We start from the raw sequence: 13526 nt of genomic DNA, 5'->3' as shown, positions 1-13526 counted from the left end.
GATTAATTTCTTTGTCTTACCGTACGTTGTTCAATTCTCTTTTCATAGTGTTCACCCTGGAAAATTCTTTTTACGAATATTCCGGGAATATGAATCTGATTCGGATCTAAAGTTCCTGCCGGAACCAGTTCTTCGACCTCAGCAATAGTAATTTTTGCTGCTCCGGCCATACAAGAATTAAAATTTCTTGCTGTTCCTTTGAAAATCAAATTTCCGGCTTCGTCACCTTTCCAGGCTTTTACAATCGCGAAATCTGCTTTGTAGGCTTCTTCCATGATGTGCATCTTTCCGTTAAATTCACGTACTTCTTTTCCTTCTGCTACTTCTGTACCATAACCTGCCGGAGTAAAGAAAGCCGGTATTCCAGCCTGTGCAGCACGGCATTTTTCGGCTAATGTTCCCTGTGGTGTTAATTCTACTTCCAATTCTCCGCTCAGCATCTGGCGTTCGAATTCTGCATTTTCACCTACATAAGAAGAGATCATTTTTTTAATCTGGCGCTTTTGCAATAATAATCCCAGACCAAAATCGTCTACTCCCGCATTGTTGGAAATACAGGTAAGCTCTTTCACATCCATTTTTACAAGCGCTGCAATACTGTTTTCAGGAATACCGCAAAGTCCGAAACCGCCCAGCATAATAGTCTGTCCGTCTTTTATATCGTGTAATGCTTCCTTCACATTACTTACTCTTTTATTAATCATATTATGGTTGTTTATTTTTGTAAAAATATAAAAAAAACGCCTTTATAAAAAGGCGTTTTGTATTTAGAAATCAAATTCTTCGGTTGTTGGTTCTTCCACAGCGGTGCTGTCTACTACTTTCTTCGGTGTCCAGCAATCTACTTTAATAGAGAGATTTGCCGGTCGTTCAAAAGGTTTCTGGGAAACGTTAAGCTTATCATCTGCATAACATTTTTTCATGAATAATCCCCAGATCGGTAAGGCCATTGTTGCCCCCTGTCCCATCTGTGTACTTTTAAAGTGTGCCGAACGGTCTTCGTTTCCTACCCAGACACCCATCGCTAAATTGGGCACCATACCAATAAACCATCCGTCACTATTGTTCTGACTGGTTCCGGTTTTACCGGCTATAGGGTTATTAAAGGCATACGGAAGTCCTGTAACACGCTTGTAAGTAGGTCCGCCGGAACCATAACGCAAACGCGCTCCCGATCCGGATTCTGTAACCCCTTCCAGTAATTTTATAATGGTATAGGCAACGTCTTTACTCAATACATCTTTCGATTCCGGGATGGATTCGTAAAGCACCACACCGTTTTTATCTTCAATTTTGGTAATTACCTGCGGTTTCATATACACTCCCTGGTTGGCAAACGTACTGTAGGCTGCCACCATATCACTAACGGTGATTTCAACAGCTCCTAATGCGATGGCTGGTCTTTCCGGAATATTAGAGCTTACCCCCAGTTTCTTGGTCAGGTCCACCACGGCATGCGGTCCTACTTTATCCATCAGTTTCGCCGAAACCGTATTGATGGAATTCGCTAAAGCCGATTTTAAAGTTACCAGACCTCTGTAGTTACCACTGGAGTTTTTTGGTGTCCAGTCGGCATCAATACCATATCTTCCTTTTGGCATTGTAAACGGTGAATCGTAAATAGAATCACAAGGCGACATTTTTAACTGTTCGATTGCCGTGGCATAAACAAACGGTTTGAATGTCGAACCTACCTGTCTTGCACCCTGAGCTACGTGATCGTACTGGAAATGTTTGTAGTTGATCCCGCCAACCCAAGCTTTAACATAACCTGTTTGCGGTTCCATAGCCATAACACCTGTTTGTAAAAAGTGTTTGTAATAGATAATGGAATCTCTTGGTGTCATGATCGTATCTTTTTCTCCTTTCCAGGTAAAAACAGACATTTTCGTTTTGATGTCGAAGGATTTCTTAATCTGATTTTCGGCTATCCCTTTATCGGTCATTATTCTCCAGCGTTCCGAGTTTTTCATCGAACGTTCAATGATTTTTTCTGTTTCTACCGGTGTAATATTGACAAAAGGAGCATTTTCATTTTTCTTTTGCTGAATAAAGAATTCCTCCTGTAAGTTTGCCAAGTGCTCGTCTACCGCTTCTTCTGCATATACCTGCATACGGGAATCGATAGTTGTATATATTTTTAATCCGTCGCGGTAAATATCATATTCTCCGCCACCGTCTTTTTTAGGATTTTCTTTTACCCATTTTTTCATGAAATCACGAAGGTACTCTCTAAAATAAGTTGCGGTTCCTTCCACATGGCTTTCCGGTGTAAATTTCAACACGATTGGTTGTCTTTGGTAGAATTCCTTTTTCTCTTTTGTCAGGAAGTCATTTTTTTCCATCTGACTCAACACCACATTTCTTCTGTTCGTCACTTTTTCCAATCGTTTAATCGGATTAAAAAGCGATGGGTTTTTAAGCATTCCTACAAACATTGCTGCTTCATCAACAGTAAGGTCTTTCGGCTCTTTTCCAAAATATACTTTTGCTGCCGAACGTATTCCTACTGCCGTATTTACGAAATCGGCCTTGTTCAGGTACATCGCAATGATTTCCTGTTTGGTATACTGGCGTTCCAGTTTGGTGGCAATGATCCATTCTTTGGCTTTCTGAACAATACGGAAAGGAAGGAATTTCGATCCTTCTCCGTGGAATAATAATTTTGCCAGCTGTTGGGTAAGCGTACTCGCTCCACCGTTACTCCCCAGACTTAAAACGGCACGAAGTGTTCCTCTGGAATCAATTCCGGAATGTTCGTAAAAACGTTCGTCTTCCGTTGCAATTAAAGCTTTTACCAAATGGTCCGGTAAATCGGCATATTTGATAGGTGTTCTGTTTTCAAGGTAAAATTTACCAATGGTTTCCCCATCGGATGAAATAATTTCTGTTGCCACATTGGAGTTTGGATTTTCCAGCTCGTCAAATGACGGCATTGCCCCGAATAAACCCCAGGAAGCAAAAAGGAAAAATAGGATAATCCCTCCGAATGCATATAAAAAGAATTTCCAGAACTTCTTTACATAAGGTGAAAAGTCTTCTTTTTGATTTTTATTGTTTTGTGCCATTTTTATAGTACTTATTCTGCTTTTTCAATTCTAAATCCAACTTCCGAAATACCGCCTAATTGCTCCATACCGCTAACTTTCCCCGTTTCGCGGACAGCCTGCTGGATATCAATGGTGTATTTCCCGATTTTAGGAAATTTCGCTTTTTCCTTATACCAGAGTTTGCTTTCCTTTACATCCGAAAATCCGTCGCCCAAAAGGGATCCGTCTTCTTTTGCCATCAGGTATTCCAGGGTATCCACTTTAGTAACGCCATCGGGCTGCAACATGGACACAATCAGGAATAAGTTATTAAACGGATAACTGTTGTTATTTCTTATGTTAACAAACATATTATAATCCGTAATGGTATCGTTCTGTTCAAAAGAAAAAGTCACTTTCTGGTTCTTATGCCATGAACCGTCTATTTCCTGATATTCATCAAAAACCCTTTTCTTATCACAAGAAAAAAGTACTAATGAAAGTGCTATTCCTATAATTAAAAAATTATTTTTTTGGAGCATTTTTATCGTTCGAAGAATTATTTGGTTTACGTTTTTTAGCTGGTCTTTTCTTTTTCTTAGGCTGGTCAAAACGGGTTAAGCTGTCTTGTCCTACCACATTCTGGAAGTTTTTCTCTACTTCTTCCTGAGCGATTTCGATGGCAAAATCTTCAATTGCCGCCACCTTTTTCTTTTGCTTGTTTATCGCTATAATTTCTTTTACCTGTTCTATTTTTAAAACATGCCAATGCGCGAAATCATTCGTATAAGCAAACCACATCAGTCCTTTGAAGATATCCAGTTTCTGGCAGATGGCTTCTCCTTTATCGGCATAAAGCCTGGTTTCCATTTCCGGAAAGTCTTTTAAGGCGTCCAGATAGGTATCCAGTTCATAGTTCAGACAGCATTTCAGTTTTCCGCACTGTCCTGCCAGTTTCTGCGGATTCAGTGACAACTGCTGGTAACGCGCTGCCGAAGTATTTACACTTCTGAAATCGGTTAACCAGGTAGAACAGCACAATTCCCTTCCGCAGGATCCGACACCGCCCAAACGCGCTGCTTCCTGGCGGAAACCAACCTGTTTCATTTCAATACGGGTACTGAATTCTTTTGCAAAGTCTTTGATCAGCTGCCTGAAGTCAACACGGTCATTTGCCGTATAATAAAAGGTCGCTTTCGAGCCGTCACCCTGAAATTCAATATCGGAAATTTTCATTTCCAGTTTCAGTTCAATAGCAATTTCACGGGCACGAACCTTCATCGGTTCTTCCTTATCCCGGGCCTCGATCCAGATATCAATATCTTTTTGTGTTGCTTTTCTGTAAATTTTACCTACCTCACCATCCGGATTAACTCCTTTTTTCTTCATTTGTATCTTAACCAGTTCCCCGGTTAAGGTTACAATTCCGACATCGTGTCCCGGTGAAGCGTCTGTAGCGACGATATCGCCAATGCTTAACGTTAGTTTTTCCGCATTTCGGTAAAATTCTTTTCTCCCGTTTTTAAATCGAACCTCAACACAGTTGAACGGTTCCTGCCCTCCGGGTAGGCTCATGTTGGACAGCCAGTCAAAAACAGTCAGTTTATTACAACTGTCCGTACCGCAGGTCCCATTATTTTTACATCCCCTAGGAGTTCCGTCTTTACTCCCGGTGGAACAGTTTGTACATGCCATATGTTTGAATATATATAGATCGTGACCCAGTCACTACTTGTTCGTAAAATGTTTTGTGTGTAAAGATACTATTTTTTAGAATCAATCTCACAATGTCAAAAGTGCCTGACTTTTAAATTGTGAAAAATTTAAAAGCCTGTTACATTTATTACAACGCAACAGGCTTTTTTTAAGTATGTTAAATCGGTATAATCAGATTTCTTTTATCGAAATTATATTTACCGGACAGGCTTTTGCTGCCAGTTCACAATTTTCGGCTATGGTATGGTCTGTCGATTTTAAGGTATGGAACCCTTTGGAGTCGACCGCCTTTAACAGCACGGTTTTCCCGTCTTTTTTAGACATCTGAAATTGTGCCGGAGCCATTTCCACGCAGTAATTACAACCGATGCATTTATTTCGCTGTAAGGTTACAATAACCATTATGCTTCAACAATTTTATACAGTTTGTCTGATAAACGGATGCGGAATGGCAATTTAATCGTGCAATTATCGCCGCGGGTGGCTTTTTCGGAAGCAGCTTCATTGACAAACATTTCTTCAATGGTCATTTCCTGCGCTCCTGTTGTTGGTCCCGTTATCAATATCGTATCTCCTTTTTTAATATCGTATGCTTCTATTTTGAATTCTCCGATGCCGGCTTTCTGATAAAAACGTGTTCCTTTACCAATATATACTTTTTTCTGTGTGGCATTGGATCCCGGATTATCACTCCATTCTCCTAATTTTTGTCCTAAATAATACCCGGACCAGAAGCCTCTGTTGTAAACGGTATTCAGCGCCTCCATCCATTCCGAAACCTTTTCTTTCGAATACGACTGGTCGTAATAAGCATCTATCGCTTCGCGGTACGTTTTGATTACCGTTGCCACATATTCGGGCGCTCTGCCTCTTCCTTCAATTTTCAATACCTGAATTCCGGAATCAATCACCTGATCCAGGAAATCAATCGTACACAGATCTTTTGGAGACATCATGTATTCGTTATCGATTTCAATTTCAAATCCCGATTCCTGGTCGATAACCGTATATTTTTTCCGGCAGTTTTGCTTACAGGCACCTCTGTTTGCCGAGGAGTTGTGCGAATGCAGGCTCAGGTAGCATTTCCCGGACACTGCCATACACAAAGCGCCATGCCCGAATATCTCGATTTCAACAAGATTCCCGGAAGGTCCTTTTATCTCTTCTTTTACGATTTGATCGGTAATTTTTTTAACCTGACGCAGGCTCAGTTCTCTTGACAAAACCATTGTATCGGCAAAAAGGCTGTAAAATTTTACCGTTTCAATATTGGTCACATTTAATTGTGTCGAGATGTGCACTTCTATTCCCAATGCTCTGGCGGAAGCAATCACGGCCTGATCGGAGGCAATTACCGCGGTTATATTGGCCGCTTTTGCTTTGGTCAGCAAGGTTTTCATAACCGACAGGTCATGGTCGTAAATAATTGTATTCAGGGTAAGATAGGTTCTTACTTTTTTTTCTTCACAGCGTTTTGCTATTTCAGGCAGGTCGTCCATTGTAAAGTTAATGGAAGCCCGGGCTCTCATGTTCAATTGCTCTACACCGAAATAAACCGAATCAGCACCATTATCCAAAGCAGCCTGAAGCGACTCAAAGTTCCCGGCGGGAGCCATGAGTTCAATCTTTCCAGATGTTGTCATACTACTTAGTTTATGATTTTAAACAACTTATCAGACAAGCGGATTCGGAACGGCAGGTTAAACGTTACTTTATCTCCTTTTGCTGCCGTATCGGACGCTGTTCCGTTTACCATCATTTCGGTTACGGTGATCTTTTGTTCTCCGGTTGTTGGTCCGGAAATAATGATCTTATCCCCTACTTTCAGCACATCGTTTTCAAGCAGAAACTGTCCTACCTGTGCTTTCGGATAATAATGTTCTCCTTTACCGATAAGTACTTTTTTAACCGCTATTCGTTGCCGGATGGTTTTTGGTTTTTCGGCAACCGCTAACGGCTGATCGGATAAAAGTCCTGAATTTTTAAATTTCAGTGCTTCCGATTTTCCTTTTTTAAATATTTTGTTGCCGTTTTTAACCCCGCGGCGCAATTTTACCTGCTCCGCTAAAGTCATGTGTATAATTTCCTGACATTCGGAAGAACAGCAGTTTTCCATTGCGCTTTTACATTCGTCACATTGAATAAACAATAAATGACAGCCTTCGTTGGCGCAATTTGTATGATTGTCACAAGGCTTACCGCATTGGTGGCATTGTGAAACGATATCGTCGGTGATTCTTTCTCCCAAACGGTGGTCAAAAACAAAGTTTTTACCAATGAATTTGCTTTCCAGTCCTTCGGCTTTTACCTGACGGGTATATTCGATAATCCCGCCTTCCAGCTGGTACACGTTTTTAAATCCTTTGTGACGGAAAAAGGCACTTGCTTTTTCGCAACGGATACCTCCGGTACAATACATCAACAGGTTTTTTTCTTCTTTATATTGCGACAGCTGCTCTTCTATAACAGGTAGTGATTCTCTAAACGTATCCACATCGGGTGTAACGGCTCCTTTAAAATGACCTATTTCACTTTCATAGTGATTTCTGAAATCCACCACGATGGTATTCGGATCTTCCAGTAAATCATTAAACTCTTTTGCTTTTAAGTGAATTCCCTTATTCGTAACATCAAAGGTATTATCGTCCAAACCATCGGCTACAATTTTATGACGCACTTTAACGGTCAGCTTCAAAAAGGAGTGATCATCGTGTTCTACGGCAACATTCAAACGAATGCCTTTCATAAAGTCATAGGCTTCGATAGTGTCTTTAAATGCGTAGAAAAAATCTGCCGGAACAGACAATTGTGCGTTGATTCCTTCGTGGGCTACATAAATACGGCCTAAAACCTCTAACGGGTTCCACGCTAAGAATAAATCGTCTCTGAATTTTTTGGGATCTTCAATGTTGGCATACGCATAGAAAGACAAAGTAAGTCTTTGCTTGCCCGCTTCATCAATCAGCTGGGCTCTTTCTTCTGCGCTTAAGGTGTTATACAGTTGCATGCTATAAACGTTTAAGTGAGCAATATGTTAGGAACTCTAAATGGAAGAATTCGGGTGCAAAGATATAAAAAATCATTTGCTATTCAAAAACAGGCTGCTGCAATATTTTTATGCTGTTTTGTTTTCAGTATCACGGTTTTATTAGGAAAAACACCGTGTTGCCATTAGTATTTCCAAGTGTTGATAAGATGTTATTTGAAACTTAAAAAAAAGCGCTATTTTTACAGAAAATAAGAGCCAAATTTTAAGACAAAGAAAGATGAGTGCAGACAAAGAAGCGAAATTAAAGGCGTTACAATTAACGCTGGACAAATTAGATAAAACCTACGGAAAAGGAACCGTAATGAAACTTGGAGACAGCGCAGTAGAAGAAGTGGAAGCCATTCCTTCCGGATCTTTAGGTGTTGACTTGGCTTTGGGTGTAAACGGATATCCTCGTGGCAGAATCATAGAAATTTACGGACCGGAATCGTCTGGTAAGACCACTTTAACCCTGCATGCAATTGCAGAAGCTCAAAAAGCGGGCGGAATCGCTGCTTTTATTGATGCGGAGCATGCTTTTGATCGTTTTTATGCTCAAAAACTGGGTATTGATATTGACAATCTTATTATTTCACAACCGGATAACGGGGAACAGGCTTTGGAAATTGCCGAAAACCTTATTCGTTCCGGAGCTATTGATATTGTAGTTATTGACTCTGTTGCTGCTTTAACGCCGAAAAGCGAGATTGAAGGAGAAATGGGTGATTCCAAAATGGGATTACATGCCCGTTTAATGTCACAGGCTTTGCGTAAATTAACAGCTACAATCAGCAAAACCAACTGTACCGTTTTCTTCATCAACCAGCTGCGTGAAAAAATTGGGGTTATGTTTGGTAACCCGGAAACGACTACCGGTGGTAACGCTCTGAAGTTCTATGCTTCCGTTCGTCTGGACATCCGTAAATCGTCTCAGATTAAAGACGGTGAGAACGTTATCGGAAACAGAACAAAAGTGAAGGTTGTTAAAAATAAAGTAGCACCGCCTTTCCGTACTGCCGAGTTTGACATTATGTATGGTGAAGGTGTTTCCAAAGTGGGTGAAATCCTGGATTTAGCCGTAGACTTTGAAATCATCAAAAAAAGCGGTTCCTGGTTTAGCTATGGCGATACCAAATTAGGACAGGGACGTGATGCCGTTAAATCATTAATTAAAGACAATCCGGAATTAATGGACGAATTAGAGGCAAAAATTAAAGAACTGATCAAACAAAAAGAATCATAAAATAAAAAAACCCGAAAATTTTCGGGTTTTTTTATTTTATGACGCAACCTTTTTTATTTTCGTATATCTAACTATAAAACGACCGAAAGTAATCTGAAATGAAAAAAATATTTGCCCTGTTTTTTTTTATTACATTTTTGAATGCGTGTTCTTCCGATTCTGATATAGAAAACACCTCTTTTGAGTTATTGCCTATACAGGATGTACAGTTACCGGACACGTTTAAAGCAGGTGTGCAAACAGTAATATATCTAAAATATAAACGACCTACTAACTGCCATTCATTTAATGGTATTTATTATGAAAAAAACGGCAACACAATTACTATGGCGATAGATGCCCTATACCAGCACCTTAGTAATTGCGAAGCTGTAAATGAGAATCCGTTTGAAGTTAGTTATCCATTATTTATCAAAACTTCCGGAGCGCATGTTTTACGATTTTGGCAAGGAAAAAATGCCCAGGGTGAAGATCAATTTTTAGTCCGGGAGATAGATGTACAAGAATAAAAAATAATTCGTTTGAGTGTCGAGCAAATCATATACGATTGTAAAAACAACGACCGCAAAGCACAGGAGCAGCTCTACAAGCTATTATCTCCAAAGCTTTTTGCCGTCTGTTTGAAGTATTCTCGTAATTATGCCGAAGCAGAAGACAACTTACAGGATGGTTTTATTTTACTGTTTAAAAAAATTGAACAATATCAATTTAGAGGTTCTTTTGAAGGTTGGGCGAAACGATTGATGATTAATAATATTCTTCAGAAATACCGCAATCAGGGTGTTTATGAATTAGTGAATGACAATATTATTGACAACAATCCAACGGTGGATTTTGACGATGAAGATGTATCCCTCGATTATCTCATCAGCATTATCCAGGAATTACCGGATCGGTACCGACTGGTGTTCAACCTGTATGTAATGGATGATTATTCGCATAAGGAAATCGCCGAAATGCTGAACATTACAATAGGAACATCAAAATCAAATCTGGCAAGAGCCCGGATGATTTTAAAAGAAAAAATTGAAATACAACAACACAACAGAAAAGTATCCTCAACACAATGAGTGAAAGAAAAAACATAGATCGCCTTTTCCAGGAAAAGTTTAAGGACTTTGAAGCAGTTCCTCCTAAAAACATGTGGGGAAATATTCAGGCCGAACTGGACGGGGAAAAGAAAAAACGAAAGTTTATTGCTCCTTTCTGGCTGAGACTTTCCGGAATTGCTGCTGTTTTCCTTTTAGGTTTTTTAACGGCAACCTATTTCCTGTCTAATCCCGGCAAGCCGCAAAACAGCCCCGTGGTTAATTCGGACGAAAGCAATAAGAATGCTAACGGTTCCGAAACCGGAAATAAACAAAACAGCCTGATTGACCGCGATCATCAAATCAACACAACAGCAGAAGAGGCTTTAGTTGAAGAAAATGCTGCAAAAAACAGCATTGTAAATAAAAACAATACGAATACAATCGTAAACCGTTCCCATACAGAGAACAATAATTATTCTGCGAAAAAAGGAAGCAGTAACCGCGTTATTGCCAGCCGAAAAAACCGCACTAAAAAACAATCCGGGAATTACATTGCCGGGAACAACAAGAATGGTTTTTACGCAACGGATTTTGACAAGCGTCTGACCGATAAAGAGAACGACAACGACGGCAGTTCCAAAAATTCCGGCAAAACAAGACCTTTTAATTTTCATAAGAAAAACAATATTGCCAACTATATCATTATCCCTGAAAAGGATAGTACCCAGACAGAAACCGCTGCTGAAACCGAAAATGTTTTAGACAAGGTTCAAAAGGAGAAATTGCTGGCTGAGACTAAAAAAATTAAAGAAAAAGAAGTTAAAAAATCCAAATGGGCAATCAGCTCTACGGTTACACCAATATTCTTTCGTTCCACATCAAACGGTTCTCCTATAGACAACCAGTTTGCATCGAATACCAAAGATTATGAAAACACCATGAGTTACGGGCTTGGACTTCGTTATGAACTGAACGACAAGCTGACCTTGCGCACCGGTATTAACCGCCTGGCATTTGAATACAACACGAATAATATTGTGTATTATGAAAACGCGAATGCAAACGGATTACAAAATGTATCCCGCAATAACAGCGGCGCTAATATCCAGATACAAAATAAAAATGGTGGTCTGACAACAGATCCAAACGGCGGAATTGTAGAAAAAATGAATTCCGGAACGTTAAACCAGAAAATGGGTTATATCGAAGTTCCGATGGAATTATCATACAAACTGATCGACAATCGATTCGGTATCGAATTAATCGGTGGTTTCAGTACCTTATTTTTAAATCAGAATAAAATTGATCTGGTGTCTTCTGAGTTAAACACGACTATTGGAGAGGCAAACAATTTAAATGATGTACATCTTAGCAGCAACATAGGTGTAGGTGTTAAATACCGCTTCCTGAAATCTTTTGAAGCCAATTTTGAACCTACCTTTAAATATCAACTGAACATGTTCAGTAGTGACGCCGGAAATTTCAAACCCTATCTTTTTGGTTTGTACACCGGAGTTAGTTATAGATTTTAAGCTTTTTAGTTAGTTAGCTTGAATTTTAGTTAAGTTGAAAAAGCACTCTTTTGGGTTAGAGTGCTTTTTTGTTTTTATCAAATTCCAGTAATTGGTTCAGGATTATGGTTCTCACTTCATCCTTCACTTCCTTTTTATTGTCCTGTGTTTTTCCGACTGTAGCAACCGGTTTGTGAATTTTTATTCTCATTTTCCCCGGACTTCCGCTAAAAAACGTAAAAGAGAAACGCTCCTTTACATCTCCAAACGACATCGGAACAATCGGGATCTGATGTTCGATAGCCAGTCTGAAAGCACCGTCTTTAAACTCATCCAGCAGTATGCTTTCATTATCCGGAACACCTCCTTCAGGAAAAATACAAATACTAAGCCCCTGCTCCAATCGTTTTTGCGCCCGTTTAAAAACTTCAAAACGGCTTTTAGAACTGCTTCTGTCTACCAATATACAGGTGCGTTTGTAGAAAAATCCGAATATCGGCAGTTTTGCCAGTTCTTTTTTACCCACAAACACAAACGGATTGTCTTTAACCAGCATCAGCATCAACATGATGTCAATCATCGAAGTATGATTGGCAACCAGCATATAACTTTTTCCTTTTTCCAGTGCTTCTTCTCTTTCTACCTTATAATAGAAGCCCATTCCGTAGAAAATAATTTTAGCCCACAGTCTTGCCAGAACAAAAAACTGGGGATATGTTTTTTCCGATAAAATGGAAAGGAACAAAAGCGGAAATAAAACGATGATCGGCACAGTGACCAAAACATAAAACCAGATTCGCCAAAGTGTCCAAAAAAGGATTTTTAAAATTTTCATTCTTTTAAGTTGTTGTACGCATTTATATTCAGCTTCAAACGGCTCCTTCTTCTTCAAGTTATCAAAAGTAAGAATTCGTCCAAAACTTTTTACCAAAACCGTTACCTTTGCAAAAAATAATTTTAAACAATGGCAAAAATCTTAACCGGTGTTCAAAGTACAGGAACGCCACACTTAGGAAACTTGCTCGGTGCTATTTTACCGGCTATCGAAATGGCCAACAAGCCCGAGAACGAATCTTTTCTTTTTATTGCCGATTTACATTCGGCTACACAAATAAAAGATGGTAAAACGTTACGTGATAACACCTATAGTGTTGCAGCAACCTGGCTTGCCTGTGGTTTAGATATTACTAAAATTACGTTCTACCGTCAGTCCGATGTTCCGCAAACAACGGAGCTATCCTGGTATTTGAGCTGTTTTTTCCCTTTTCAGCGTTTAACACTGGCCCATTCTTTCAAAGATAAAGCCGATCGTTTAGACGATGTGAATGCCGGGTTGTTCACTTATCCGATGCTGATGGCTGCCGACATTCTATTGTATGACGCCGAATTTGTACCGGTTGGAAAAGACCAGCTGCAGCACCTTGAAATTACACGTGATGTTGCCTCCCGTTTTAACCACCAGATGGGAGAAACGTTTGTATTGCCGGAAGCAAAAATTGAAGAACACATTATGATCATTCCGGGAACTGATGGCGAAAAAATGAGCAAGTCCCGCAATAATTTCATCAATATCTTTTTAGACGATAAAGCACTTCGCAAACAGGTTATGAGTATTGAAACGGACAGCACTCCGCTGGAGGCTCCTAAAAATCCGGATACCTGTAATGCTTTTGCTATCTATAAATTATTGGCTACTCCGGAACAAACGGAAGCAATGCGCGCTAATTATTTAGGTGGAAATTATGGCTATGGCCATGCCAAACAGGCCTTATTTGAATTAATCACAGAAAAATTCAAAACCGAAAGAGAACGTTACCATTACTATATGAACAATTTACCGGAAGTAGATGCTTTATTAAAAAAAGGCGCTGCAAAAGCCGGGACTATTGCCGATGGTGTTTTGAAAAGAGTCCGTGAAAAATTAGGATACGAATAATATAAAAGAGAGGTGTGATTCACCTCTCTTTC

General features: G+C 39.6%; 13 protein-coding genes. 5 read left to right on the top strand and 8 right to left on the bottom strand.

The window, feature by feature from the left end:
* Positions 1-2 precede the first annotated feature (2 nt).
* The 7 genes from BGO42_RS15490 to trhO form a co-directional block, all read right to left on the bottom strand.
* On the bottom strand, positions 3-704 hold the full coding sequence (locus BGO42_RS15490) for a CoA transferase subunit A (protein WP_177730776.1): 702 nt from the start codon (positions 702-704) through the stop codon (positions 3-5).
* A 63-nt stretch (positions 705-767) separates the two neighbouring features.
* The gene (locus BGO42_RS15485; protein WP_273244172.1) at positions 768-3068 is read right to left on the bottom strand and encodes a penicillin-binding protein 1A; all 2301 of its coding nucleotides are present in this window, start codon (positions 3066-3068) and stop codon (positions 768-770) included.
* Positions 3069-3079: 11 nt separating this feature from the next.
* Positions 3080-3571 (bottom strand): gliding motility lipoprotein GldH, encoded by a 492-nt coding sequence (locus tag BGO42_RS15480; RefSeq protein ID WP_273244170.1) that lies wholly within the window; start codon positions 3569-3571, stop codon positions 3080-3082.
* Positions 3555-4724: a PSP1 domain-containing protein gene (locus BGO42_RS15475; RefSeq protein ID WP_177730782.1), complete on the bottom strand. Its 1170-nt coding sequence runs from the start codon at positions 4722-4724 to the stop codon at positions 3555-3557. Before BGO42_RS15475 ends, BGO42_RS15480 begins: the two co-directional genes overlap by 17 nt.
* 192 nt (positions 4725-4916) lie before the next feature.
* Positions 4917-5147, bottom strand: a complete 231-nt coding sequence (locus tag BGO42_RS15470; protein WP_273244167.1) for a ferredoxin — start codon at positions 5145-5147, stop codon at positions 4917-4919.
* Positions 5147-6388, bottom strand: coding sequence for a peptidase U32 family protein (locus BGO42_RS15465; protein WP_177730785.1), 1242 nt, complete (start codon positions 6386-6388; stop codon positions 5147-5149). The genes BGO42_RS15470 and BGO42_RS15465 overlap by 1 nt, the downstream gene beginning before the upstream one ends.
* A gap of 5 nt (positions 6389-6393) precedes the next feature.
* Complete coding sequence (gene trhO, locus BGO42_RS15460; protein WP_273244164.1) at positions 6394-7752, bottom strand: oxygen-dependent tRNA uridine(34) hydroxylase TrhO; 1359 nt, start codon at positions 7750-7752, stop codon at positions 6394-6396.
* A 259-nt stretch (positions 7753-8011) separates the two neighbouring features.
* Between trhO and recA the strand changes: the two genes are divergently transcribed.
* The 4 genes from recA to BGO42_RS15440 all read left to right on the top strand — a co-directional run bounded on the left by recA (position 8012) and on the right by BGO42_RS15440 (position 11579).
* Complete coding sequence (gene recA, locus BGO42_RS15455; RefSeq protein ID WP_177730789.1) at positions 8012-9016, top strand: recombinase RecA; 1005 nt, start codon at positions 8012-8014, stop codon at positions 9014-9016.
* 98 nt (positions 9017-9114) lie between these two features.
* Complete coding sequence (locus BGO42_RS15450) at positions 9115-9525, top strand: hypothetical protein (RefSeq protein ID WP_177730791.1); 411 nt, start codon at positions 9115-9117, stop codon at positions 9523-9525.
* Positions 9526-9537: 12 nt separating this feature from the next.
* A complete protein-coding gene (locus BGO42_RS15445) occupies positions 9538-10086 on the top strand; it encodes an RNA polymerase sigma factor (RefSeq protein WP_177730792.1) in 549 nt (182 codons plus the stop codon).
* Positions 10083-11579 (top strand): hypothetical protein, encoded by a 1497-nt coding sequence (locus tag BGO42_RS15440; protein ID WP_273244160.1) that lies wholly within the window; start codon positions 10083-10085, stop codon positions 11577-11579. Before BGO42_RS15445 ends, BGO42_RS15440 begins: the two co-directional genes overlap by 4 nt.
* A 55-nt stretch (positions 11580-11634) precedes the next feature.
* Here the strand turns inward: BGO42_RS15440 and BGO42_RS15435 are convergent, their stop codons facing one another.
* Positions 11635-12393: a lysophospholipid acyltransferase family protein gene (locus tag BGO42_RS15435; protein ID WP_273244158.1), complete on the bottom strand. Its 759-nt coding sequence runs from the start codon at positions 12391-12393 to the stop codon at positions 11635-11637.
* A gap of 129 nt (positions 12394-12522) precedes the next feature.
* Between BGO42_RS15435 and trpS the strand changes: the two genes are divergently transcribed.
* Positions 12523-13494 carry a tryptophan--tRNA ligase gene (gene trpS / locus BGO42_RS15430; protein ID WP_177730798.1) on the top strand — a complete coding sequence of 324 codons (972 nt, stop codon included), beginning with the start codon at positions 12523-12525 and terminating at the stop codon, positions 13492-13494.
* Positions 13495-13526 lie beyond the last annotated feature (32 nt).

The organism is Flavobacterium sp. 40-81 (assembly GCF_001898245.1).
In the GTDB taxonomy this organism is placed as follows: Bacteria; Bacteroidota; Bacteroidia; order Flavobacteriales; family Flavobacteriaceae; genus Flavobacterium; species Flavobacterium inviolabile.
Note: the sequence above shows the minus strand (reverse complement) of the source record. Positions and strands in the feature narration are given on the sequence as shown.

Excerpts from the sequence above, each read along its gene's own strand:
- BGO42_RS15490 (WP_177730776.1), bottom strand. The coding sequence starts at position 704 with ATGATTAATAAAAGAGTAAGTAATGTGAAGGAAGCATTACACGATATA.
- BGO42_RS15450 (WP_177730791.1), top strand. The coding sequence starts at position 9,115 with ATGAAAAAAATATTTGCCCTGTTTTTTTTTATTACATTTTTGAATGCG.
- BGO42_RS15465 (WP_177730785.1), bottom strand. The coding sequence starts at position 6,388 with ATGACAACATCTGGAAAGATTGAACTCATGGCTCCCGCCGGGAACTTT.
- trhO (WP_273244164.1), bottom strand. The coding sequence starts at position 7,752 with ATGCAACTGTATAACACCTTAAGCGCAGAAGAAAGAGCCCAGCTGATT.
- BGO42_RS15470 (WP_273244167.1), bottom strand. The coding sequence starts at position 5,147 with ATGGTTATTGTAACCTTACAGCGAAATAAATGCATCGGTTGTAATTAC.
- BGO42_RS15480 (WP_273244170.1), bottom strand. The coding sequence starts at position 3,571 with ATGCTCCAAAAAAATAATTTTTTAATTATAGGAATAGCACTTTCATTA.
- BGO42_RS15475 (WP_177730782.1), bottom strand. The coding sequence starts at position 4,724 with ATGGCATGTACAAACTGTTCCACCGGGAGTAAAGACGGAACTCCTAGG.
- recA (WP_177730789.1), top strand. The coding sequence starts at position 8,012 with ATGAGTGCAGACAAAGAAGCGAAATTAAAGGCGTTACAATTAACGCTG.
- trpS (WP_177730798.1), top strand. The coding sequence starts at position 12,523 with ATGGCAAAAATCTTAACCGGTGTTCAAAGTACAGGAACGCCACACTTA.
- BGO42_RS15485 (WP_273244172.1), bottom strand. The coding sequence starts at position 3,068 with ATGGCACAAAACAATAAAAATCAAAAAGAAGACTTTTCACCTTATGTA.
- BGO42_RS15435 (WP_273244158.1), bottom strand. The coding sequence starts at position 12,393 with ATGAAAATTTTAAAAATCCTTTTTTGGACACTTTGGCGAATCTGGTTT.
- BGO42_RS15440 (WP_273244160.1), top strand. The coding sequence starts at position 10,083 with ATGAGTGAAAGAAAAAACATAGATCGCCTTTTCCAGGAAAAGTTTAAG.